23 protein-coding genes are annotated in these 23,732 nt (G+C 67.0%); 8 read left to right on the forward strand and 15 right to left on the reverse strand.

The features are described 5' to 3' along the window. Positions 1-40 precede the first annotated feature (40 nt). From clpB to ACAM51_RS05755, 4 genes are all read right to left on the reverse strand, one after another. Entirely contained in the window at positions 41-2,647 is a 2,607-nt protein-coding gene (gene clpB / locus ACAM51_RS05740; RefSeq protein WP_218340143.1) for an ATP-dependent chaperone ClpB, read from the reverse strand. Positions 2,648-2,806: 159 nt separating this feature from the next. Continuing rightward, positions 2,807-6,055, reverse strand: a complete 3,249-nt coding sequence (locus tag ACAM51_RS05745; protein WP_369642972.1) for an IPTL-CTERM sorting domain-containing protein — start codon at positions 6,053-6,055, stop codon at positions 2,807-2,809. Positions 6,056-6,237: 182 nt separating this feature from the next. Further along, positions 6,238-6,714 (reverse strand): molybdenum cofactor biosynthesis protein MoaE, encoded by a 477-nt coding sequence (locus tag ACAM51_RS05750; protein WP_218340141.1) that lies wholly within the window; start codon positions 6,712-6,714, stop codon positions 6,238-6,240. 57 nt (positions 6,715-6,771) lie between these two features. Then, positions 6,772-7,002 carry a hypothetical protein gene (locus tag ACAM51_RS05755; protein WP_218295540.1) on the reverse strand — a complete coding sequence of 77 codons (231 nt, stop codon included), beginning with the start codon at positions 7,000-7,002 and terminating at the stop codon, positions 6,772-6,774. A 76-nt stretch (positions 7,003-7,078) separates the two neighbouring features. Here ACAM51_RS05755 and ACAM51_RS05760 point away from each other — a divergent pair, with 76 nt between their 5' ends. The 4 genes from ACAM51_RS05760 (at position 7,079) to dapA (ending at position 9,870) form a co-directional block, all read left to right on the forward strand. Next, entirely contained in the window at positions 7,079-7,333 is a 255-nt protein-coding gene (locus ACAM51_RS05760) for a hypothetical protein (RefSeq protein ID WP_218295541.1), read from the forward strand. Positions 7,334-7,362: 29 nt separating this feature from the next. After that, positions 7,363-8,274, forward strand: coding sequence for a hypothetical protein (locus tag ACAM51_RS05765; RefSeq protein WP_369642973.1), 912 nt, complete (start codon positions 7,363-7,365; stop codon positions 8,272-8,274). Positions 8,275-8,334: 60 nt separating this feature from the next. After that, entirely contained in the window at positions 8,335-8,694 is a 360-nt protein-coding gene (locus ACAM51_RS05770) for a hypothetical protein (RefSeq protein ID WP_218295543.1), read from the forward strand. Positions 8,695-8,973: 279 nt separating this feature from the next. Further along, on the forward strand, positions 8,974-9,870 hold the full coding sequence (gene dapA, locus ACAM51_RS05775; protein ID WP_369642974.1) for a 4-hydroxy-tetrahydrodipicolinate synthase: 897 nt from the start codon (positions 8,974-8,976) through the stop codon (positions 9,868-9,870). Here the strand turns inward: dapA and moaD are convergent. From moaD to ACAM51_RS05810, 7 genes are all read right to left on the reverse strand, one after another. Then, positions 9,857-10,111: a molybdopterin converting factor subunit 1 gene (moaD, locus tag ACAM51_RS05780; protein WP_218295545.1), complete on the reverse strand. Its 255-nt coding sequence runs from the start codon at positions 10,109-10,111 to the stop codon at positions 9,857-9,859. The two genes, dapA and moaD, sit on opposite strands and share 14 nt — an antisense overlap. 79 nt (positions 10,112-10,190) lie before the next feature. Further along, positions 10,191-11,432 carry a gephyrin-like molybdotransferase Glp gene (gene glp, locus ACAM51_RS05785; RefSeq protein WP_369642975.1) on the reverse strand — a complete coding sequence of 414 codons (1,242 nt, stop codon included), beginning with the start codon at positions 11,430-11,432 and terminating at the stop codon, positions 10,191-10,193. Beyond that, the gene (mobB, locus tag ACAM51_RS05790; RefSeq protein WP_218340137.1) at positions 11,429-11,986 is read right to left on the reverse strand and encodes a molybdopterin-guanine dinucleotide biosynthesis protein B; all 558 of its coding nucleotides are present in this window, start codon (positions 11,984-11,986) and stop codon (positions 11,429-11,431) included. Before mobB ends, glp begins: the two co-directional genes overlap by 4 nt. 148 nt (positions 11,987-12,134) lie before the next feature. After that, positions 12,135-13,574 (reverse strand): threonine synthase, encoded by a 1,440-nt coding sequence (gene thrC, locus ACAM51_RS05795; protein WP_369642976.1) that lies wholly within the window; start codon positions 13,572-13,574, stop codon positions 12,135-12,137. Next, positions 13,574-14,908, reverse strand: a complete 1,335-nt coding sequence (locus ACAM51_RS05800; RefSeq protein WP_369642977.1) for a homoserine dehydrogenase — start codon at positions 14,906-14,908, stop codon at positions 13,574-13,576. The genes thrC and ACAM51_RS05800 overlap by 1 nt, the downstream gene beginning before the upstream one ends. A gap of 71 nt (positions 14,909-14,979) precedes the next feature. Further along, positions 14,980-16,008, reverse strand: coding sequence for a DUF1176 domain-containing protein (locus tag ACAM51_RS05805; protein ID WP_369642978.1), 1,029 nt, complete (start codon positions 16,006-16,008; stop codon positions 14,980-14,982). Between the two features lie 33 nt (positions 16,009-16,041). Then, the gene (locus tag ACAM51_RS05810) at positions 16,042-17,298 is read right to left on the reverse strand and encodes a pyridoxal phosphate-dependent aminotransferase (protein ID WP_369642979.1); all 1,257 of its coding nucleotides are present in this window, start codon (positions 17,296-17,298) and stop codon (positions 16,042-16,044) included. Between the two features lie 150 nt (positions 17,299-17,448). Between ACAM51_RS05810 and ACAM51_RS05815 the strand changes: the two genes are divergently transcribed. The 4 genes from ACAM51_RS05815 to ACAM51_RS05830 all read left to right on the forward strand — a co-directional run bounded on the left by ACAM51_RS05815 (position 17,449) and on the right by ACAM51_RS05830 (position 20,878). Next, positions 17,449-17,820, forward strand: coding sequence for an Mth938-like domain-containing protein (locus tag ACAM51_RS05815; RefSeq protein WP_218295551.1), 372 nt, complete (start codon positions 17,449-17,451; stop codon positions 17,818-17,820). Positions 17,821-18,056: 236 nt separating this feature from the next. Continuing rightward, positions 18,057-18,542, forward strand: a complete 486-nt coding sequence (locus ACAM51_RS05820) for a peroxiredoxin (protein ID WP_184858228.1) — start codon at positions 18,057-18,059, stop codon at positions 18,540-18,542. Positions 18,543-18,732: 190 nt separating this feature from the next. Next, entirely contained in the window at positions 18,733-20,490 is a 1,758-nt protein-coding gene (locus tag ACAM51_RS05825) for a PhoH family protein (protein ID WP_218340131.1), read from the forward strand. Position 20,491: 1 nt separating this feature from the next. Then, entirely contained in the window at positions 20,492-20,878 is a 387-nt protein-coding gene (locus ACAM51_RS05830) for a hypothetical protein (RefSeq protein WP_218340130.1), read from the forward strand. Between the two features lie 125 nt (positions 20,879-21,003). Here the strand turns inward: ACAM51_RS05830 and dnaB are convergent, their stop codons facing one another. The 4 genes from dnaB to priB all read right to left on the reverse strand — a co-directional run bounded on the left by dnaB (position 21,004) and on the right by priB (position 23,720). After that, positions 21,004-22,416 carry a replicative DNA helicase gene (gene dnaB, locus ACAM51_RS05835; RefSeq protein ID WP_218295554.1) on the reverse strand — a complete coding sequence of 471 codons (1,413 nt, stop codon included), beginning with the start codon at positions 22,414-22,416 and terminating at the stop codon, positions 21,004-21,006. Positions 22,417-22,665: 249 nt separating this feature from the next. Next, positions 22,666-23,118, reverse strand: a complete 453-nt coding sequence (gene rplI, locus ACAM51_RS05840; RefSeq protein ID WP_218295555.1) for a 50S ribosomal protein L9 — start codon at positions 23,116-23,118, stop codon at positions 22,666-22,668. Between the two features lie 12 nt (positions 23,119-23,130). After that, entirely contained in the window at positions 23,131-23,412 is a 282-nt protein-coding gene (gene rpsR / locus ACAM51_RS05845) for a 30S ribosomal protein S18 (protein ID WP_005795932.1), read from the reverse strand. Between the two features lie 17 nt (positions 23,413-23,429). Then, the gene (priB, locus tag ACAM51_RS05850; protein WP_218295556.1) at positions 23,430-23,720 is read right to left on the reverse strand and encodes a primosomal replication protein N; all 291 of its coding nucleotides are present in this window, start codon (positions 23,718-23,720) and stop codon (positions 23,430-23,432) included. Positions 23,721-23,732: the final 12 nt, after the last annotated feature.

Consider the following 23,732-nt stretch of genomic DNA (forward strand, 5'->3'; position numbering starts at 1 on the left):
GCAGCCCTGGCCAGCGCCGCAATCCCTTTCCCGGCCCACATCACTCCTGCGGAGCCACGCCGAACTGGAACACACCCGGCTCCAGCACGGGGTTCACGGTGACCGGAATCACGCTCTTGGGCGGGAAACGCCCTTCCAGCAACAACTTGGACAGCGGGTTCTCGATGCGCTGCTGGATCGCCCGCTTGAGCGGCCGCGCGCCGAACACCGGGTCGAACCCCACCTTGGCCAATTCTGCCAAGGCCGCATCCGACACCTGCAATTCCAAATCCATCTTGGCCAGCCGGGATTGCAGCAGCTGCAGCTGGATCCTGGCGATCGAGGCGATGTGCTGCGCGTCCAGCGCGTGGAACACCACGGTCTCGTCGATGCGGTTGAGGAACTCGGGCCGGAAGTGGTTCTTGAGCTCGCCCCACACCGCTTCCTTGATGTCCTCGGAGTCCTGTCCGACCATGGCCTGGATCAGGTGCGAGCCGATGTTGCTCGTCATCACGATCACCGTGTTCTTGAAGTCCACGGTGCGGCCCTGGCCGTCGGTCAGGCGGCCGTCGTCCAGCACCTGCAGCAGCACGTTGAACACATCCGGGTGGGCTTTCTCCACCTCGTCGAGCAGCAGCACGCTGTAGGGCTTGCGGCGCACGGCCTCCGTGAGGTAGCCCCCCTCCTCGTAGCCCACGTAGCCGGGCGGCGCGCCGATCAGGCGGGCCACCGAGTGCTTTTCCATGAACTCGCTCATGTCGATGCGCACCAGGTGGTCCTCGCTGTCGAACAGGAAGCCCGCCAGCGCCTTGCACAGCTCGGTCTTGCCCACGCCCGTGGGGCCGAGGAACAGGAACGAGCCCGTGGGGCGGTTGGGGTCACTCAGGCCCGAGCGCGAACGGCGGATGGCGTTGGCCACGGCGGCGATCGCCTCCTCCTGGCCCACCACGCGTTCATGCAGCTTGGCCTCCATCAGCAGGAGCTTGTCCTTTTCGCCCTGCATCATCTTGGCCACCGGAATGCCCGTGGCGCGGCTCACCACCTCGGCAATTTCTTCGGCACCCACCTGCGTGCGCAGCAGGCGGCGGGTGGCGGGGGCGCCGTCCTTGCCATCCTCCTGCGCCTGCGCTTCCTTCAGCTGCTTTTCCAGGTCGGGCAGCTTGCCGTACTGCAGCTCGGCCACTTTGTTGAAGTCGCCCTTGCGGGTGAATTCCTCGATCTGGAACTTGAGCTTGTCGATGGCCTCGCGCACGTGCGCGCTGCCCTGCGCCTGGGCTTTTTCGGACTGCCAGATCTCGTCGTAATCGGCGATTTCCTTTTGCAGCTTGGCGATCTCTTCCTCGATGAGCGCAAAGCGCTTTTGCGAGGATTCGTCCTTTTCGCGGCGCACGGCCTCGCGCTCGATCTGCAGCTGGATCAGGCGGCGGTCGAGCTTGTCCATCACCTCGGGCTTGGAGTCCATCTCAATCTTGATCTTGGAGGCGGCCTCGTCGATGAGGTCAATCGCCTTGTCGGGCAGGAAGCGGTCGGTGATGTAGCGGTTGGACAGCTCGGCCGCGGCCACGATGGCCGGGTCGGTGATGTCCACGCCGTGGTGCACCTCGTACTTTTCCTGCAGGCCGCGCAGGATGGCGATGGTCGCCTCCACGGTGGGTTCGCCCACGAGGATCTTCTGGAAGCGCCGCTCCAGCGCGGCGTCCTTCTCGATGTACTTGCGGTACTCGTCGAGCGTGGTCGCGCCCACGCAGTGCAGCTCGCCGCGGGCCAGCGCGGGCTTGAGCATGTTGCCCGCGTCCATCGCGCCCTCGGCCTTGCCCGCGCCCACCATGGTGTGCAGCTCGTCGATGAAGACTATTGTTTGCCCCTCGTCCTTGGCCAGTTCGTTCAGCACGGTCTTCAGGCGCTCCTCGAATTCGCCGCGGAACTTGGCGCCCGCGAGCAGCGCCGCCATGTCCAGCGACAGCACGCGCTTGTTCTTGAGCGACTCGGGTACCTCGCCGGCCACGATGCGCTGGGCCAGGCCTTCGACGATGGCCGTCTTGCCCACGCCGGGCTCGCCGATGAGCACCGGGTTGTTCTTGGTGCGGCGCTGCAGCACCTGGATGGCGCGGCGGATCTCGTCGTCGCGGCCGATCACGGGGTCGAGCTTGCCGATGCGCGCGCGCTCGGTCAGGTCGATGCAGTACTTGGCCAGGGCGCCGCGCTGGCCCTCGGCCTCGGCACTGTCCATCTTCTGGCCGCCGCGCACCGCATCGATGGCGGCTTCCAGGCTCTTGCGCGTCAGGCCGTTGTCCTTGGCGATCTTGGCGGCCTCGCCCTTGCTGTCGATCACGGCCAGCAGGAACAGCTCGCTGGCGATGAACTGGTCGCCGCGCTTGATGGCCTCCTTCTCGGTGGCCTGCAGCACGCGGCCGAGCTCCGGGCCGCCTTGCACCTGCTCGTTGCCCTGCACCTGGGGCAGGCGCTTGACGGCGGCCTCGGCCGCAGCCAGCAGGCCGGGCACATTGGCGCCCGCACGCTGCAGCAGCGCCTTGGGGCCGTCGTCCTGCTTGAGCATGGCCACGAGCATGTGCACGGGCTCGATGTAGGCGTGGTCATTGCCCAGGGCGATGCTCTGGGCATCGCTCAGGGCTTCCTGGAACTTGGTGGTGAATTTGTCGAGACGCATGGTGGATGTCCTCCGAATTGCAGAGCACTTGAGGCGGGGTGTGCCTGATTTCAAGACACTGCCCCCGCCCACCGATTGACCTGCATCAGCGAATCATCCAGCCGATGGCTTCCCCATTAGCTACCATTTTTATAGCTGCCAGCGCTTTACCATCAAGCGCTAGCGGCTGATTTCCCTCGAAACTCCGGACCAGGTACCGGCCCGGTGGGCCCGCAGGGCCGTGCGCCGGCCGCCCCGCAAGGCCAGCAACCCCAGAAGGGCAGCCAGCCCACCCAGGCCCCCGGCCGACAGCGTGGGGATCGCCACCGGGCCAGGCGCCAGCAGCACGGGGACGACAGGGTCGTTGATGGTGCCATCCTGCGCGCCAAAGCTGTCGTCCCCCCAGCCACCGTCCGTCACATCGTAGGCCACGGTGTTGCCGCTGATCTGCAGGTTCACGGGGTCGTAGTATCGGCTGGAGGAAGGGCTGTCGGGTGTGGGCCCGTACTTCTTCACGGTGAAGCCCGTGAGGTCTGGAAAGGTCACCGCCACACGCACCGTCTCACCCGGCTGGCAATGGATGAGCCGCAGGCGGAACGCCCCGTGCGGCAAGGTGGCGCCGGGGTACGGCGCCGGCGCCGCCACCGGGCCGGTGCCCGCCAGGTCCAGCTGGCAGCCCGTGCTGCCATCCACCACGCCCACGTTGACGGGCCCCGATCCGGTGTTCGTGGGTGTGGGCAGGGTTTCAAAACGCGCCTGCACGGTGCAGGCGGCCGTCACCGCTGCCGTGGTGTAGGTGCTACCGGCCAGGCTGCCGCCACAGCCCGCCACGGACGCGATGCGGTAACCCGCGCCGGGCGTGACGGTGAAGGCCTGCGTCTGTCCCTGCGCCACGTCGACCGTGCCGGCCGGGCCGATGCTGCCACCCGAGCCCGCCAGGGCCGTGACCGCGTGCCGGACCGTCTGGTCGCGGACCACGGTGATGGTGTACGTCCGGCGGGCCACGCCGTTCTGCGCGAGCACCTCCACCTGGATCACATTGGTACCCGGCACCAGGGCCAGGGGCGGCGTCGCGGAGCCGCTGGCCACGGGCGTGCCGTTCACGGTGATGGAGGCCCCGGCATCGGCGGCGACGGGCGTCAGGGAAAGCGCGGTCACCGCATGCGGCACGCCAGCCGCATACGCCACTACCTGCGGCTGGAACGCGGGGCTGAGGACACCCTGCGACAGCGCCAGGGAGGCCAATGCGGCATCGGCCGACGGGGAGGCATTCATCAGCACCGTGATGCCCGCGATACCGTTGGCAATGGCGACGTCCGGCCTGCCGTCGCCATTGAAATCGGCCACCGCCATCTGCTCGGCCGTGCCTCCGGCGAACCGCGCGACAGGCAGGCCCAGAGCGCCCACCCCGGCCTGCCCGCGCAGGATGGCGATCCCACCCGACGCGTCGGCGCCCACCACGTCGGGCAGCCCGTCGCCATCGAAATCCGCGGCCGCGAGCGCCTTGGCCGCGAGCCCTGCGCCGTACTGTCCCACCACGCCCATCGCCTGCCCGGGCGCCGCGGCCAGGGACGCGATCTGCGTGCCGGCGGCCGTGAACACCCCCGCCCGCCCCGCGACGCCCCACCCCGCGACCGCGCCCAGCGGGCCGGCCGAGACTGGCAGGTAGACCGGCCCCAGCGGCTGCGAAGCGGCGGACAGCGAAGTGCCCACGGTGCCCGCCGAGGTCGCGGCCACCAGGTCGGTGCGCCCATCCTGGTTGACATCGACCGGCGCGAAGCCCCGCACGCCCTGCCACACCGTCATGTCCAGCATGTCGACGGCGCCTTGGGGTGTGACGCCCACCCATCGGATGGCTTCGAGCGAGCTGGTCGTCTCCAGCGCCCACACGGCGGCATGGGCAGGGTAGCCCGGCCCGCGAAATGTCCCGGTGACGATCGACCTGGGCGACAGCCCGGTAAAGAAACCCTGGCCCGCCAGGGAGAAGTCGCCCGCCCCCCGGCCCAGATAGACCATGACGCTCCGGTCGGTTTCGCTGACCACCGCCAGGTCCGTGTGGCCATCCCCGTCGAGGTCGCCAGCGGCCAGCGCGCGCACCTGCGCCCCGGTATCGAGCCGCGTGGACAACACGAAGCCGCCCTGGCCATCGCCCCGCAGGATCCAGACACTGGATTCATCCGCGTAGGCGACGGCCAGGTCGATCCGCCCGTCCTCGTTGAAGTCGGCCACCGCCACCGCGCGCGCGTCCCGCTCGGGGATGCCGTAGCTGCGTGCGGCGGCAAAGTGGCCCGCGCCGTCTCCCAGCAACCGGACCATTCGCCCGCCCCACCCGTTGGCCACGGCAATGTCCGGGTGGCCGTCGCCGTTGAAATCGGCCACCGCCAGGGTGCTTTCGTCATCACCCACCGAGTACTCCTGGCCCCCTGCGTTGAAGCCGAACCCGCCACCGGCGAGGCCGGGCCACACCACAACGGTGCCGCTGGAGCGCGCGAGCACCAGGTCCGCCCGTCCATCGCCCGTGGCATCCACGATGGCAGCGCTCGAGAACCATCCGGGGGAGCCCACGCCGCGGCGTGAAAAGTTTCCCGTGCCGTCCCCGGTCAGGAGGATCGGGCTGGCCGAGGTGTTCTGCACCAGCGCCAGGATGTCCAGGTGGCCGTCTCCGTTGGCATCGCCGACGGCCACGAAAGGCACGTACTCATCGCCCGTCAGGCGCTGGGCCGCCGCGAAGCCGCCCGCGCCGTCTCCCCGCAGCCAGAAGACGCCATCGCCCGAGCCCACCACGATGTCGGCATGCCCGTCTTCATTCCAGTCGCCCGAGACGATGCGTGTCGTCGACACACCCATGCCGATCTCCGTGCGGGGACGCCCATCCAGCCGGCCTGTCCCGTCGCCCCACAGCACCGAAACCCCCTTGGCCGCGCCCGAGAAGACCGCAACGGCCACGTCCAGCCGCCCGTCGCCATCGAAGTCCGCCACCGCCAGGCCATAAGGATTGGGGCCGGCGCCGAAGGCGGTTGCTGCAGACAGCCCGCCATGGCCGTCGCCCAGGCGGACCGTGACGGTGCCTTCGTTGAAGCTGGCCACCGCGATGTCCAGATGCCCATCCCCATTGAAGTCGGCCGCCACCAGGCCGTAAGGGGCCGCGCCCACGCCGAACGAACCCGCGGCCGAAAAGCCCGCAGCGCCGCCGGTATTGAGCAGGATCCTGACGGTGTTGTCTTGCCGGTCCACCACGGCAAGGTCCGGCTGGCCGTCTTCATTGAAGTCGCCGCGCGCCGTCTCGCCGAGCAGCCCCCCCAGGGAAAGGCTGCTGGCGGCGACAAAGGCCACGTCGGCCCGGGCCGGACCCGAAAGCGCCAGCATGAGCCCCACGGCCGCCAGGCACCATCGGCACGCGCGTGAAAATGCCCGCGCTTGAAGTTCCATGACACATTCCTCCCTGTCAGCCCTCGCCGGGCAGAAGAAAGGTGCCAGCGGGACAGCAGGCGATTCTCAAAAGGGGACCAGCGCCGCACAAGTCCAAAGATTGCATCGATCTGCAAAACCGCCGGCCTGGCGCGCGGCTGCAGCGCCGGCAGGGGGACATTCCGGCCGGCCGGCGGGTGCGTTCAGGCGTTGGTGGCCACGATGCCCCAGCGCGCCAGCGCAGCGTCGTCGCTCACCCGCGCGTCCACCCAGCGCGCGCCCTGGGCGGTTTCTTCCTTCTTCCAGAACGGGGCCTGGGTCTTGAGGTAGTCCATGAGGAACTCGCAGGCCTGAAAGCTCTGGCCCCGGTGGGCGCTGGTCACGGCCACCAGCACGATCTGGTCCAGCGGTTGCAGCAGCCCCACGCGGTGGATCACGCGGGCGCCAAAGATGTCGAAACGCCGGAACGCCTCGTCCACCATGGCCTCGATGGATTTTTCGGTCATGCCGGGGTAGTGTTCCAGCTCCATGGAGGACACCTGGTCGCCTTCATTGCGGTCGCGCACCGTGCCCACAAAGCTGCACACCGCGCCCACGCCCTTGTTCTCGCGGCGCAGGGCGGCGATTTCGGTGGACAGGTCAAAGTCCTCGGTCTGGATGGAAACGCGGGGCAAGGTCATGGCAGAAGCTCTCTACAGGGCGAATGGCGGCAAGGCGGAATGGCGCGGCGTGGCCGCTTACGGCGAACGGTGCAGCCGTGGCGCGGCCAGCAAGGCACGCTCTTCTTCCACCACCTTGTTCAGCTGCGCCAGCGCGGGCGAAGGGGGCAGCTGGGCCAGCAGGGTCTGCAGCCGGGTGACGTCGCCGACGGTGGGTGCCACCTTGATCTGCGCGATGGCGGCGGGCAGGTTGCCGCCGCGGACCAGCGCCAGCACCTTGGAGGGCCATTCACTTTTGTTGCGTGCCATAGATTGGTAAAAAGGTTTGTCTGTACGATTCGCCCGCACTGTACCCGTACTGCAGCCACCCTCGCACCTTAAGCCCATGGCCACACAAACGATCGAGACCGATCTCTACAAGCTCTACCCGTCCCCGCGCAACACGGTCCGCGATGTGTTCAAGCACCAGGTCTTCGTGCCCCACCCCTACGCCATCATCGACCTGGAGGTGATGGAGCTGGCAGGCAAAACCACCCTGTTTGGGGCCTGCCGCCTGTCGGACATGAAAATGGGCCAGGTGGTGACCTTCGAGCTGGCCGCAGACCAGGCCAAGTTCGAGCGCCTGTTCACGCCGGACTGAAACAGCAACCCTGCACCGCAACACGCGCCATGGACCTGCAAGAATCCTTCGAAGCGCTCGACTCCCAGGCTCCGGACACCTACACCCAGGCCGTGGAGGCCTACTGCGACGGCATCCTGCGCCTGCACTGGAACGAACGGCTCATCAACAAGATCTTCGGCCGGGCGCTGCAGTCGCACGCGGCGGGCCGGCTGGTGGTGCAGCACTACCAATGGCAGCTGCGGGGCGCGCCACGCCCCACGCTGACGCTCCTGCAGCAACGCATGCCGGGGGGCGCCCGCACGCTGGCCACGTTCTTCGCCGTGCTGCGGCTGGCGGGCATGGTGGCGGTGGACACCGATCCCGCCGACCGCCGGCTCCGCTACCTCGCGCCCACCCCCCGGCTGCTGGACGGCCTGCGCACCTGGGTGCGGCACCACCTGCACTGCGCCGAGGCCCTGGGCGCCCTGCCCGCGGGCCATGCGCAGCGGCTGGACAGCGACGCGGATTACTTTGCCGCCTTTCTGGCCGGGGCCGACCACATCCTGGATCGCCTGGCCGAAACCCGGGGCCGCTTCGGCGGCTGGGACTGGTTTGACCAGCGCGAAGGCGGCGGGCGCATTGCCATGCTGCTGCTGCGCGAACACTGCCGGGTGCACCGCCCCGGCGATCAAGGGCCCACGCCGTTTGCCCTGCGCGCCAGCGAGCTTGCGCAGCGCCTGGGCTTTTCGCACTCGCATGTGCGCAACCTGGTCAACGAGGCAACGGCGCAGGGCCACCTCACCCAGGATGCCCCCCGGGGCCTGGTCGCGCTCACGCCCCGCTTTGAGGCTGAACTGCGAATCTGGCTGCAACACCTGCTGGGCTGGTTTGCCGAGACAGCGGCCATGGCGCACAACCACCTGCAAACCTGCTCGCAAGCCCCCGCGCACCACCAAGCCGCGGATATGCAAAGCCCCTGACTGAACCGCTCTGGCGGGCATTTTTTCTGCCGCCTGATCGCTCCCACCATCTACCCAGCCATGTACGACGACAACCAGATCCACGTGCCGCCCTCCTTCATGGCGGTGTACACCGACACCCGAGGACGCCTGACGGAAAAGGCAGACGGCGTGCGCGCCCGCTACGAGCTGTGCGAAGACCTGGCGGGCCACCTGGTGGAACACGCACAGACGCTGTACCACGTGCAGGCGCCTTCCGAGGCCGAGATCCTGCGGCGCATCCATGCGGGGCTGTGCACCCTTGAATCCGGCGTGTCGGTGCCCGAGGCCACGTGGATCGTCACGCGCCTGGCCGAACTGCTGGCGTGGCCATGTCCCGGGCTGGTGCCGCCCCAGCCTGAACCTGCACACGATGCGGCCCAGCCACCGCAGGCAGGCTGACCACTCTTGGGACACGGCAGGCGCTTCGCTATACTGCGGCCCATGTCCACACACACCCCCTTTGCCATGACCGCAGCACCTGCGGTGGCGTTGCGGTGCGTGGGCAAAGCCAAAAAACCAGAGCTCATCTGACCGGAGCTGTGGTTCCGTCCGGATGAGCGACGGAACCACCTGGTAGAGAAATTCCCTTTTTTCTTTTCTCTTTTCACTCCCCGGCATTCCGCACGCACTCCCTCCGGACGGTTCTTCCCCTGGTCGAACCCTGAAAGGATGCTTCGCATGTCTGCCACCGATACCGCCACCTCCCACCAACCGCCGTTCAGCGGGCTCTGGATCGCCCTGGTCACGCCGTTCAAGGGCGGCGCCGTGGACCATCCGGCCCTTGCCGCCCTCACCGCCCGGCTGTGTGCCGACGGTGTTTCGGGCTTCGTTGCCTGCGGCTCGACCGGTGAGGCTGCGGCCCTCGACAAGGCCGAGCAACTGCAGGTGCTGGAAACAGTGCTCAGCGCCGCACAGGGTTTGCCCGTGGTGATGGGCGTGTCGGGCTGCCACCAGGGCCAGGTGCTGGAGCAGGTGCAGGCCCTTGCGCACTACCCGGTTGCGGGCCTGCTGGTGTCCGCCCCCCACTACATCCGTCCCTCGCAAGAAGGCCTGCTGCACTGGTTCCGCACGCTGGCCGACGCCAGCGCGGCGCCCGTGCTGATTTATGACATTCCTTACCGCACGGGCGCCACGCTCACCACCGAGACGCTGCTGGCGCTGGCGGGGCATCCGCGCATCCAGGCCATCAAGGACTGCGGCGGCAACCCCGCCAAGACGCAGGCCCTGATCGCCGATGGCCGGCTGCAGGTGCTGACGGGCGAAGACGCGCAGATCTTCCATACGCTGGCCCTCGGCGGCGCGGGTGCCATCTCTGCCTGCGCGCACTGGCAGACACCGCGTTTCGTGGAGTTGATGGCCCTGCTGCGCCTGGGCGATCTGCCCGCAGCCCGCGACTTGTGGCAGGCCCTGCAACCCTGGGTGGACGCGTGTTTTGCAGAGCCCAACCCTGCCCCGCTCAAGGCCATGCTGGCGCACGCAGGGGAGATCTGCAATGGCCTGCGGGCACCCATGACGGCGGCCTCCAAGGCATTGGAGCAGCGCCTGCGGGCGCTGCCTGGCGTCAGCCGCCCGTAACCGGAGGGAAAAACGCCACCTCGGCCCCCTCGGCCAGGGTGGCGGATTCGTCGCTCAAGGTCTGGTTGAGCGCCATGCGCACCGCCCTGCCGCGCGCCAGGCTGCTGGCGTGGGCGCCGCCGCGTGCGATGAGTTCGTCGCGCAAGGCACCCAGCGTGGTGGCGGAGGTCTCCAGTGCCTCGCTGCCCTGCCCGATGGCCTCGCGGATCGAGGCGAAGTAGCGCACGGTGATCTTTTTCATCGCCGGGCCGCCCCAAGATGAAAAGCGGCCCCCTCGGGGGGCAGCGACCACACACAGTGGAGAGCGTGGGGGTGGTTTCTCATGACAACAACTCCGCAAAGGAGATAAATCGCACCGTATCGCCAGATGCAATGGTCTGGCCCGCCGGGTTGTCCACCACGCCATCGCCCCAGGCGGCGGAGGTGAGCACGCCCGAGCTCTGGTTGTTGAACAGCTCCAGCCCCCCCGCCGCGTTGTGCCGCACGCGCAGAAATTCGCGGCGTTTGTCGGCCTTGGGCCAGGTGAAATCGGCGCGAGCAGCCAGGGATTGAGGAGCGACGTCCTGCACACCCTGCAGGCGCAGCACAAACGGCCGCACCAGCAGCGCAAACGTCAGGAAGCTCGACACGGGATTGCCCGGCAAGCCCATGAAATGGGCCGCGCCAATGCGGCCGTAGGCGAAGGGCTTGCCGGGCTTCATGGCGATCTGCCACAGGTCCAGCGTGCCCAGCGTCTCCACGGCGGGCTTGATGTGGTCTTCCTCGCCCACGCTCACGCCGCCGCTGGTCAGGATCAGGTCGTGCGCGGCACTCGCCTCGCGCAGGGCGTCGATGGTGGCGTCGCGCCGATCCGGCACGATGCCAAAGTCGGTCACCTCGCAGCCCAGGCGCAGCAGCATGGCGCGCAGGAAGAAGCGGTTGCTGTTGTAGATGGCTCCCGGCCGCATCTGCTCGGGCGGTACCTGGCCGGGCATGACGAGTTCATCGCCCGTGGAAAACAGCGCCACGCGGGGGCGGCGGGCCACCTGCAGCTGGTGCAGCCCGATGCTGGCGGCCAGCCCCAGCTCGGCCGGGGTGAGGCGTGTGCCGGCCGGCAGCACCACGGCACCCCGGGTGATGTCCTCGCCCGCACTGCGGATCCATTGGCCCCGCCGGGGCACGGCGTTGATGCGCACCTGGCCCAGGCCGTCCTCCATGGCCAGGGCTTCGCAGTCTTCCTGCATCAGGATCGCATCGGCCCCGGCAGGCACGGGCGCGCCCGTGAAGATGCGGGCGGCGCTGCCCGGCACCAGCGGATCGCCCGCGCTGCCCGCCGCAATGCGCTGCGACACGGGCAGCACCACCCCCACAACCGCCACATCGGCGCAGCGCACCGCGTAGCCGTCCATGGAGCTGTTGTCCTGCGGGGGCACCTGCAGGGCCGAGACGCAGTCCTGCGCCAGCACGCGGCCGTCCGCATCGAAGGTGGTGACCGTCTCGGTGCCCTGCAGGGGCGCGGCCTGCGGCAGCAGGTCCTCCAACGCTGCGTCGAGGGGCTTCAAGGGGTTGTTCGGGCGGTTCATGCGAGACCCGCTCCATAGAGTTCGCAGTCGTAGTCGAAGCGGTGCTGGTTCTCGATCAGCCAGTCCACCACCTGCCCCGGCGCATTGAGGTCCAGCAAGGGCAGCTGCGTGGACACGGGCAGGCCCCGCGGTGCATCGGTGGCGATGGCGACCACGAAGTCGTCCTCGGGGTAGCGCACGGGCTTGGCCACCTGCCCGGGCTCGGGTGCACGCCACACCTCCACCTTGAGCAGGTCGCTGTCCTTGAAGCCCTCCACCAGCACCCAGTCCACGCCCGGGTACAGCTCCGCGATCAGGTGGTGCACGCTGAGCGTGGCGGGCCGCTCGAACTCGCGCACGAGCATGAGCCGCTTGTCGGAGGCCGCCACCACCTCGAAGGCGCCTGCCTCACGGTGGCGGTAGGTGTCCTTGCCCGGATGGTCGAGGTCAAAACTGTGGTGGGCATGCTTGACCACCGACACGCGCAGCCCCCGCAGCCGCAGCTCGGGAATCAACTGCTCGACCAGCGTGGTCTTGCCACTGCCGGAAAAACCGGCGAAACCGACAACCTTCATCCACTGCTCCTTGGTTAGCTATTGTATTTATAGCTGCTAACGCTTATCAGACAAGCGCCAGGGGCATTTTTTGTATCAAATCAAGCCATCCAGAGCCGTCCACCGCCTGCGCAGCAGCACAACGTCCCTGGATTGTCTGGCCACCTGCCTACAGGGCTGGCGCGCAGTGGCGCTCGATGTATTGCTTCACCAACTGCACGTTGGCAGGCATGACGTGCACCCGCTTGGGCAGGTCTTCGATGCCCGCGAACTTGGCGGGCCGCTCGGGCGCATGGCCCAGGGCTTCGACGATGGTCTCGGCGAACTTGATGGGCAGCGCGGTCTCCAGCACGATCATGGGCACCGTGGCGTCCTGGTGGTGTTCGCGCGCCACCTTCACGCCATCGGCCGTGTGGGTGTCGATGGTGACGCCATGGCGCTCATAGTTGTCCTTGATGGTGGCCAGGCGGTCGGCATGGGTGCTCTTGCCGCTTTCAAAGCCGTACTTGGTGGCGGCCTCGGCAAACAGCGGGTCGGCGCTCAAATCGAACCGGCCATATGCGGGCAGTGCTTTGGCAAACAACGCGTTCGTGCGCTGGCCGTTGCGGCCCAGCAGGTCGAAGATGAACCGCTCGAAGTTGCTGGCCTTGCTGATGTCCATCGACGGGCTCGACGTCTCGTGCGTGTCGGCTGCGGCGCGCACGCGGTACGAGCCCGTGCGAAAGAACTCGTCGAGCACATCGTTCTCGTTGGTGGCGACCACCAGCTTGGCGATCGGCAGACCCATCTGGCGCGCCACGTGGCCCGCGCAGACGTTGCCGAAGTTGCCCGACGGCACGGTGAAGCTGACCTTCTGGTCGTTGGTCTCGGTGGCCTGGATGTAGCCCGCGAAGTAGTACACCACCTGCGCCAAGAGGCGCGCCCAGTTGATGGAGTTGACGGTGCCGATCTTGTACTTGCGCTTGAAGTCGAGGTCGTTGCTCACGGCCTTGACGATGTCCTGGCAGTCGTCGAACACGCCTTCGATGGCGATGTTGTGGATGTTCTCGTCCTGCAGGCTGAACATCTGTGCCTGCTGGAAGGCGCTCATGCGGCCATGGGGCGAGGTCATGAAGACGCGCACGCCCTCTTTGCCGCGCATGGCGTATTCGGCCGCGCTGCCGGTGTCGCCGCTGGTGGCGCCCAGAATGTTCAGCTCTTCGCCGCGACGCTTGAGTTCATACTCGAACAGGTTGCCCAGCAGCTGCATGGCCATGTCCTTGAAGGCCAGCGTGGGGCCGTTGGACAGGGCTTCGAGCCACAGGCCGTCTTCCAGGTGGCGCAGGGGCACGATCTCGCCCGTGCCGAACACTTCGGCCGTGTACGTCTTGGCGCAGATGGCCTTCAGGTCGGCGGCAGGGATGTCGTCGATGTACAGCGACAGGATCTGGAACGCCAGTTCGGCGTAGCCCTGCTCGTGGTACGCCTTGCGCAGCTTGGTCAGCGTGGCACCGCTGATCTTGGGGTACTGCTCGGGCAGGTACAGGCCGCCGTCGGGCGCCAGGCCTTCGAGCAGGATGTCGCAGAAATGCTTGCGGTCGGCATGGCCGCGGGTGGAGATGTACAGCATCAGTTCAGTTCCTCCTTGCGGATGCGCGTGATGGGCGCCAGCACCGTGGGCAGCGCCTGCATCTGGGCGATGACGGCGTCCATGGTGCCTTCGCGGGTGTCGTGGGTCAGGATGATCAGGTCGGTCTGGGTGGAGCCTTCGCCCCCCACTTCGTCGGCTTCGCGCTGCAGCACCGCGTCGATGCTCACGCCGGCTTCGGCCAGCAGGCCGGTGACCTTGGCGAGCACGCCGGCCTGGTCGGCCACGCGAAGGCGCAGGTAGTAGCTGGTGACCACTTCGCTCATCGGCAGCACCGGCAGCGTGCCCATGGCGTCGGTCAGCGTGTGGGCCTGGAAGGCCAGGTGCGGCACGCGGTGCTCGGGGTCGGCCGTGTGCAGGCGGGCGATGTCCACCAGGTCTGCGATCACGGCGCTGGCGGTGGGCTCGCTGCCCGCGCCCTTGCCGTAGTACAGCGTGGTGCCCACGGCATCGCCCTGCACCACCACGGCATTCATCGCGCCTTCGACGTTGGCGATCAGCCGCTTGGAGGGCACCAGGCTCGGGTGTACGCGCAGCTCCACGCCCTTGTCGACGCGTTTGGTGATGCCCAAGAGCTTGATGCGGTAGCCCAGCTGCTCGGCGTACTTGATGTCGGCAGCACCCAGCTTGGTGATGCCTTCGACGTAGGCCTTGTCGAACTGCACCGGGATGCCGAAGGCAATGGCGCTCATCAGCGTGACCTTGTGCGCGGCATCCACGCCTTCGATGTCGAAGGTGGGGTCGGCCTCGGCGTAGCCCAGGCGCTGAGCTTCTTTCAGCACCACGTCGAAGTCCAGGCCCTTGCTGCGCATCTCCGACAGGATGAAGTTGGTGGTGCCGTTGATGATGCCGGCGATCCACTGGAGGCGGTTGGCGGTCAGGCCTTCGCGCAGCGCCTTGATGATGGGGATGCCACCGGCCACGGCGGCCTCGAAGGCCACCATCACGCCCTTGGCCGATGCGGCCGCGAAGATCTCGGTGCCGTGCACGGCCAGCAGCGCCTTGTTGGCGGTGACGACGTGCTTGCCGGCCGCGATGGCCTCGAGCACCAGCGCGCGGGCGATGCCGTAGCCGCCGATGAGCTCGATGACGATGTCGATATCGGGGTTGGCGATGATGGCGCGGGCGTCGTTCACGACCTCGATGCCGTCACCCACCGCGGCCTTGGCGCGGTCCACGTCGAGGTCGGCCACCATGGTGATCTCGATGCCGCGGCCGGCGCGGCGGCGGATTTCTTCCTGGTTGCGCTGGAGCACGTTGAACACGCCGCTGCCGACGGTGCCGATGCCCAGAAGGCCTACTTGGATGGGTTTCATGGTGATGTTGGGAAAGGGTTGGATCGGGTTGAAATGGAAGGCCGGCCGTCGCGGCGCGGCGGGGCTCGGTCTCAGCGTGTGACGTAGCTCGGCAACTGCCAGGCGCCGCCAGGAAAGCCCCGGCACATGCTGTCGCCGGCCTCACGGGTGAGCACGAAGCCCTGCCCGTCGAACTGCCAGTCGCGCGTCGACCAGCAGTCGCCGATGCCGCGGCCCTTCATCGCCGAATGGACAGAACCCGTGTCGGCATCGAATTCGCCGTCCACGTCTTGCAAAGGCTCGGGCTTGTGGGGCGGCAGGTCGCTGGCGACCCACAGCAGGTTGCTGAAGTTGTACGCGCCCATGCCGCAGGGCAGGGACACCAGAAGCTTGCGGTCCGTGAGCCGGCGGACCTGGGCGGTGGACGGGTTCAGCGGGTCCTGGCCGTTGCACTGGTCGGCCACGCTGGCACGGTCGATCTCGGCGAGCAGGGGCCTGGCCAGCGCACCATCGCCCTTGCGGGGCGCCACCGGCAGGACGCCCTTGACCACGGGCGCAGCCACGGGCCGCAGCACCGAGGACTCCGCCTTGGTACCGCGCCGCACCAGCGCGCCCGGCGTGCCGACGCGGCCCTGGGCCTCGTCCATCTTGAGCAGCACGGCGCTGGCGCCCGCCAGCGACAGCGTCCACCGGTCGTTGCCTGCGGACAGCGTCGCTTCGTCGTTCCTGAGCAATTCCTGCAGCAGGCGGGGCACCTGGCCGGCCGGCACGCGCGGCACGGCACCCTCCAGGCCGCGCAGCGACAGCTTGCCCACCTGCAGGTCGAGCGCCGCGGGATCGGCCTTTTCGGTATAGACCTGCAGGTCCACCTGAACCGGCGCATTCGGGCCTGCCGGACGCGTCAACAGGATGGAGACAGGTTCGGAATCGCCGTCCTCCGACTGGTAGCCCACGGCGCGGCAGGTGCGCGTGTTGTCGCATTGCAGCGCCCAGTCCTTGTGCAGGAACCTGACGGGCTCTGCCTTGGGGTCGGCGGCGTGCGCGGACGGCCACGGTGCAGCCAGGGCGAGCGCGCCGGCCAGCACGGCCACCACGCGGTCGGCGGCGAAGCGGATACGCATGTGAAAAGCCCTCCTCACTCGGCGCCGTGCCACTCAGGCCGCAGCCGAGGCTGCCGCCGCAGCAGCCGCCTGCTTGCGCTTGCGGTACTGCTCCAGGAAGCGCGCCACGCGGCCGATGGCGTCGCGCAGGTCGTCCTCGTGGGGCAGGAACACGATACGGAAATGGTCGGGAGCCGCCCAGTTGAAGCCGGTGCCCTGCACCAGCATGACCTTGGTTTCCTGCAGCAGCTCCAGGAAGAACTGCTGGTCGTCCTCGATGGGGTAGACGGCCGGGTCCAGGCGCGGGAACATGTACAGCGCCGCCTGGGGCTTGACGCAGGTGACGCCGGGGATGGCGGTGATGAGCTCATACGCCAGATCACGCTGCTTGCGCAGGCGCCCGCCTTCGTTCACCAGCTCGTTGATGCTCTGGTAGCCACCCAGCGCCGTCTGCACCGCCCACTGGCCCGGCACGTTGGCGCACAGGCGCATGTTCGAGAGCATGTTCAGGCCCTCGATGTAGTCCCTGGCGGGCTTCTTGTCGCCCGACACCACCAGCCAGCCGGCGCGGTAGCCGCAGGAGCGGTAGCTCTTGGACAGCGAGTTGAAGGTGAGCGTGAGCACGTCCTCGCTCAGCGAGCCAATGGCCGTGTGCCTGGCGCCATCGTACAGCACCTTGTCGTACACCTCGTCGGCAAAGATCACCAGGCCATGCTCGCGCGCGATGGCCACGATGCCCTTGAGCAGATCGTCCGAATACAGCGCGCCCGTGGGATTATTCGGGTTGATGACCACGATGCCCTTGGTGCGGGGCGTGATCCTCGCGCGGATGTCATCGAGGTCCGGCATCCAGCCATTGGCCTCGTCGCACAGGTAGTGCACGGGCGTACCGCCCGACAGGCTGGCGGCCGCCGTCCACAGCGGGTAGTCGGGTGACGGCAGCAGCAGCTCGTCGCCGTTGTCCAGCAGCGCATTGGTGGCCATCACGATGAGTTCGCTGGCGCCGTTGCCCAGGTAGATGTCATCGAGCATCACGCCCTTGATGCCCTGCTTTTGCGTCTCGTGCATCACCGCCTTGCGCGCCGCGAAGATGCCCTTGCTGTCCGAGTAACCCGCCGAATTGGGCAGGTTGCGAATCATGTCCAGCTGGATTTCCTCGGGCGCATCGAAGCCGAACACGGCCAGGTTGCCGATGTTGAGCTTGATGATCTTGTGGCCGTCTTCCTCCATCTGCTTGGCCGCGTCCATGATGGGCCCCCGGATGTCGTAGCAGACGTTGGCGAGCTTGGCGGATTTTTGGACGGTTTTCATGCGCTGACGGTGGTGCAGTGAGGTCAGGTGGCGGCCAGAGCGGCTGGCACCTTGGCGAAACCTATAATTTGACCACAGATCACCACCGCTGCCGGGCCGTACGCCCTTGCGCACCCGCTGCGCCAGCGCCTGCAACCCGCACCAACGCCCATGAAATTCCAGCCCGACCGCTCGAACGCACAGACCATCAGCGGCTACGGCCCCGGCTGGATCGGCATCGACGCGGAAAAGATCACCCACAGCGTCATCGTGGGGTCTGGCGGATTGCGCCAGGCGTGGCCGTGTGCCCGCTTCGAAGACCTGACGCCGGAACACTTCGCGCAGCTGGCGCAACTGGAGACGGAACTCATCATCTTCGGCAGCGGCACGCGCAACCGCTTTCCGCCGCCGGCCTGGCTCGCCCCCCTCATTGCGCGGAGGCTGGGCCTGGAGACCATGGACACGCCCGCGGCCTGCCGCACCTACAACATCCTGGCCAGCGAAGGCCGCAACGTGGTGGCCGCGCTGATCCTGGAAGACTGAAACGCCGCCAGAGGGCAGGCCGCCCGCCGGCGGAGACCCGGCTCCCCAGCCCCGCAGCGCCCCGGCAGCCCCTCCCTCCATACCCGCAGACGCCGACGCGGACACACTGTCTTACATTTGGCTGGCAATCGATTTCGGGGTAAAATCACCGGTTGCGGTCGGGGGCACTTCCAAGAGCAATAACACACCCGCTCCCCCGGCTTACCAACGACTACATCCTGAGAGATTGAAGTGATATGGCGATCGTTGTCAACAAACCCCTCCCTGAATTTGAAGCCAACGCAACCGGTGGTATCAAGGTTTCCAATACCTCCCACCTTGGCCAGATTCTGGTTCTCTACTTCTATCCCAAGGACAACACGCCTGGCTGCACGACGGAGGCCATGCAGTTCCGCGACAAGTACAAGGACTTCGTGAAGGCAGGCGCCGCGGTGTTCGGCGTTTCGCGCGACAACATGAAGTCGCACGACGATTTCAAGGAAAAGCTGGAACTGCCCTTCGAACTGATCGCCGACACCGAAGAGAAGATGTGCCACATGTTCGGCGTGGTCAAGAACAAGATCATGTACGGCAAGAAGGTCAAGGGCATCGAGCGCAGCACCTTCCTGATCGGCCCCGATGGCCTGCTGGTGCAAGAGTGGCGCGGCCTGAAAGTGCCGGGCCACGTGGACGAAGTCCTGAAGGCCGTCAAATCCATCAAGGCCCTGAAAAAAGCCGCCTGATCCGCACCTTGGGGCTTCAAAGCGACAACCCGCTGGTTTTGCCCAGGCAAGACATCGCGAGTAGGCATAATGGATTTATGCCCCTGGTTACCGCAACGCCTGCCCCCTGCCACCCCAAAGCCGCCTTGGTCTCCAGGCGGCTTTTTGCTTTCTGACCGTCTTTCCCATTACCGACCGAGGCCCCGCCACCATGCCCCTGCCCCCCGCCCCCAGCCGGCGCGCCGCACTCCTCGCGCCAGAAGCCTTTGAAGTCGCAGCCCGCCCCCGGGTGTCGCAAGCCTCCGCCAATGAACCCGTTGTGGCGCCACCAGCACGTGCGGCCACACCCGCTGCCCGCTCGGGGCGCAAGGCGGACAGCGTGGCTTCGGCCACGGCCGCACCGAGCACGGCACCCCTTGTCCAGGTGGAGACCCGCTCCCGCGCGCCGGAGCCCGCAGCCGTGCCCGCCTCCCGCCCGACCAGCACCCGCAAGGCACGCACCACCGGCGGCAACTCCGTGGCGGCCGGCGCTGCTGCCGCACCCGCCAGCACGCGCGGCAGAAAGTCCGCGCCGCAAGGTCCCACCAAGCTCTTCGTGCTGGACACCAACGTCCTGCTGCACGACCCGACCAGCCTGTTCCGCTTCGAGGAACACGACATCTTCCTGCCGATGATCGTGCTGGAAGAACTCGACGGCCACAAGAAGGGCATGACCGAAGTGGCCCGCAATGGCCGCCAGGCCAGCCGCACGCTGGATGCGCTGGCAGCCGCACAAGGCGCCGACATCGCGCGCGGCCTGAAACTTGACTCCACGGGGCAGCGCGCGGCCGGCGGCTGCCTGTATTTCCAGACCGCGCCCCTGGACTACAGCCTGCCCACCAGCCTGCCACCGGGCAAGGCCGACAACCAGATCCTGGGCGTGGTCGAGGCCCTGCGCAAGCTGCACGCCCCGCGTGAAGTGGTGCTGGTGTCCAAGGACATCAACATGCGCGTGAAGGCGCGCGCGCTGGGCCTGACGGCGGAGGACTACCAGAACGACAAGACGCTGGAGGACGGCGACCTGCTCTACGCCGGTGTGCTGGCCCTGCCCCCGGACTTCTGGGCCAAGAGCGGCAAGAACGTCGAAAGCTGGCAAAGCGGCGCGCACACCTACTACCGCATCGGCGGGCCCATCGTGCCGCAGCTGATGATCAACCAGTTCGTGTACTTCGAAGCGCCCGGCGAGCCCAGCCTGTTCGCCCGTGTGAGCGAGATCCGCGAGAAGACGGCGGTGCTGCAGACGCTCAAGGACTACGGCTCGGCCAAGCACGCGGTGTGGGGCGTGACCACGCGCAACCGCGAGCAGAACTACGCCATGAACCTGCTCATGGACCCCGAGATCGACTTCGTGACCCTGACGGGCACGGCGGGCACCGGCAAGACCCTGCTGGCCCTGGCCGCGGGCCTGACCCAGGTGCTGGACGACCGCCGCTACACCGAGATCATCATGACACGCGCCACGGTGAGCGTGGGCGAGGACATCGGCTTCCTGCCCGGCACCGAGGAGGAAAAGATGGGCCCCTGGATGGGCGCGCTGGACGACAACCTGGAGTTCCTGGCCAAGGGCGACGGCGGCAATGCGGGCGAGTGGGGCCGCGCCGCCACCAACGAACTCATCCGCAGCCGCATCAAGATCAAGAGCATGAACTTCATGCGCGGGCGCACCTTCCTGAACAAGTACGTGATCATCGACGAGGCACAGAACCTGACGCCCAAGCAGATGAAGACGCTGATCACCCGGGCCGGCCCCGGCACCAAGATCATCTGCATGGGCAACCTGGCGCAGATCGACACGCCCTACCTCACCGAAGGCTCGTCAGGCCTGACCTACGCCGTGGACCGCTTCAAGGGCTGGCCACACAGCGGGCACATCACGCTGGCGCGCGGCGAGCGCTCGCGCCTGGCGGACTTCGCCAGCGAGGTGCTCTGAGTTGGCGGCGGGCTGGGTCGCGGCACTGAAACTGGTGCCCTGGGGCGACGTCATCGAGGCGACGCCCCAGATCCTGCAGGCGGCCAGGAAGCTGCTGGGCACCACGCAAAAAGGGAATGCCGATGCTGCGGCAGGTGCACTCGAGAGTGCCGGCGGCGAGCCCGCCATTCCGGTCGCGCTGCAGTTGCAGCATCTGCGGGACCGCGTCGCGCGGCTGGAGCAGGAGCAGCAGGAATCAGCGGTGCTGATCCAGTCCCTGGCCGAACAGAACGCCCAGGTGGTGCAGGCGGTGGAAGTGCTGCGCCAGCGCCACCGGCGGCTCACGGTGGCCATGGGTGTTCTGGCGGCCGGCTGCGCTGGCTTGCTGGTGTGGGCGCTGCGACAGTAAGGGCAACCACCACACAACTCAGCAGCCACGCAGGCGTTGCACAGTCCCTCACCCGGGCACTGCGAGATTGCTATCAATTCAATAGCTGCCAGCGCTTATACAACAAGCGCTGGTAGCTATTTTCATTAGAAATCGTCGCCCGAGCCCATCGCCAGGTTCTCGAAACGCGTCTGGTTCTTCTGGAAGAACAGTTTCACGGTGCCGGTGGGGCCGTTCCGCTGCTTGCCGATGATGACCTCCGCGACGTTGGGCTCCTTCGAGTCCTTGTTGTAGTAGTCGTCGCGGTAGATGAACATGATGATGTCGGCATCCTGCTCGATGGCGCCGGATTCGCGCAGGTCGGACATCATGGGGCGTTTGTCGGTGCGCTGCTCCACCGAGCGGTTGAGCTGCGACAGCGCGATCACCGGGCACTGCAGTTCCTTGGCCAGCATCTTGAGGCCCCGGGAGATTTCGCCCAGCTCGGTGGCACGGTTGTCGGAGCTGCCGGCCCCCGAGCCGCTCATGAGCTGCAGGTAATCCACCACGATCAGTCCGAGCTTGCCGCATTGGCGCGCGAGGCGCCGGGCGTTCGCGCGCAGCTCGCCAGGTGTCAGGCCCGGCGTCTCGTCGATGTGCAGCGACACGGTGCGCAGCTTTTCGATCGCCTCGGTCAGGCGGGGCCACTCGTCGTCGGTCAGCTTGCCCGTGCGCAGGTTGCCCTGGTTCACGCGGCCGATGGAACCCACGATACGCACCGCCAGCTGGGCGGCGCCCATTTCCATCGAGAAGATGGCGACCGGCAGGCCTTCGTTGAGCGCCACGTGCTCGGCGATGTTCACCGCGAACGAGGTCTTGCCCATGGACGGACGCGCCGCCAGCACCACCATGTCGCCCGCCTGCAGGCCCGAGGTCATGCGGTCCAGGTCGGCAAAGCCGGTGGGAACGCCGGTCACGTCCACCGGGTTGTCCGCCATCTCCTGCACCCGGTCGAGCAGGTCGATCACCAGGGTGTCAAGCGACTGGAAGCCCTGCTTGGTGCGGGAACCCTCCTCCCCGATCGCAAAGATCTTGGCCTCGGCCTCGTCCAGGATGCGCTCGACCGTCTTGCCCTGCGGGTTGAACGCATTGGTGGAGATTTCATCGCTGGCCGTGACCAGCTTGCGCAGGATGGCGCGCTCACGCACGATCTCCGCATAGCGGCGGATGTTGCTGGCGCTGGGTACGTACTGGGCCAGGTTGTTCAGGTAGGCCAGCCCGCCCATTTCCTGCGCCTTGCCCTGGTTCTGCAGGTGCTCGAAGACGGTGATGACGTCGGCCGGCTTGCTGGCATTGATCAGCGCACCGATGGCCGAATACACCATCTGGTGCTCGTGCCGGTAGAAGTGGCTCTCCACCAGCAGGTCGCCCACGCGGTCCCAGGCGTTGTTGTCCAGCAGCAGGCCGCCGAGCACGCTGGATTCGGCCTCGATGGAGTGCGGCGGCACGCGCAACTGCGCCACTTCACGGTCGGGCACGGGCGTGAAGCCATCATCAAGGGCAGGAAAGACGGCGGACATGGGCAACAGTTTCTTGAAAGCGGAAAGGGATGCGTCGACGGCCGGCTGGGCGCGTGGTCTGGCGGCAAACCGCAGCGCACGGCAAGCCTTGCATGCTAGCGTGTGCACGGCGCGCCGTCATGGCACAAGTCTGTGGATAACGGGTGGGCAGCCGGTGGGCAAGCCTGTATGGCGCAGTGGGGCCAAAAAAACAAAGGCCGCCCGAAGGCGGCCTTGCGACATTCCAGCTCCAGGGCCGGAAATGGCCGATCAGGCGGTTTCGCCGTAGACCGACACGGTCACTTCCACCACCACATCGGTGTGGAGAGCAACGTTCACGGTGCTTTCGCTCACGACCTTGATAGGGCCGTTGGGCAGGCGGATCTGCGACTTCGCGACCTTGTAGCCTTGCTTGTTCAGCTCTTCGGCGATGTCGTGGTTGGTCACGGAACCAAACAGACGGCCGTCCACGCCAGCCTTTTGCGTCAGCTTGACGGTGGTGCCAGCCAGCTTCTCGCCTTGGGCCTGGGCTTCTGCCAGCTTGGCGGCAGCTGCCTTTTCGAGTTCAGCGCGCTTGGCTTCGAATTCTGCCTTGGCAGCTTCGGTGGCACGGCGGGCGCGGCCAGCGGGGATCAGGAAGTTGCGGGCGTAGCCGTCCTTGACCTTGACGATTTCGCCGAGGTTGCCGAGGTTCACAACCTTGTCGAGCAGGATGATTTGCATGGGTTGTGCTCCTTAGATCTTGTGCTGGTCGCTGTAAGGCACCAGGGCCAGGAAGCGGGCGCGCTTGATGGCGGTGTTCAGCTGACGCTGGAAGATGGCGCGCGTGCCGGTCAGGCGCGCGGGGATGATCTTGCCGTTTTCGGCGATGAAATCGCGCAGCGTGTCGACATCCTTGTAGTCGATTTCTTCAACACCCGTCACCGTGAAGCGGCAAAAGCGCTTGCGCTTGAACAGCAGGGACTGGGTGTTGCGCTTTGGGCGCTTGTCTTTGTTGAACTTCTTGAACGTGGCCATTGCGGACCCCTTGCAAATTAATTTTGTTGAATATCCTGGATGTGGAGCACTGCGTTCTTGCCATTGCGCGGTGTGGCGAGGAATCCACTGAAAGTCCAGAGACTTCCGATGTTCTGCCTTGCCAGGCGCTCGGCCATCGCACCAAAGGCGACGGCTTTCATGGTGGCCTTGACCTCGCGGGGATGGCCTGCTTCGGTTTGCTGGGACTCGTGTTCGAGCCGCAGGGCGATGGCAGGCAATCCGGCGGGCGTGTAGCGCAAGGGTTCAGCCTCTGCGATACAGGCGGTCAAGACAACGCGGTTCTCCACTCAAACGAGGAA

The organism is Acidovorax sp. A79, from assembly GCF_041154505.1.
In the GTDB taxonomy this organism is placed as follows: domain Bacteria; phylum Pseudomonadota; class Gammaproteobacteria; order Burkholderiales; family Burkholderiaceae_C; genus Acidovorax.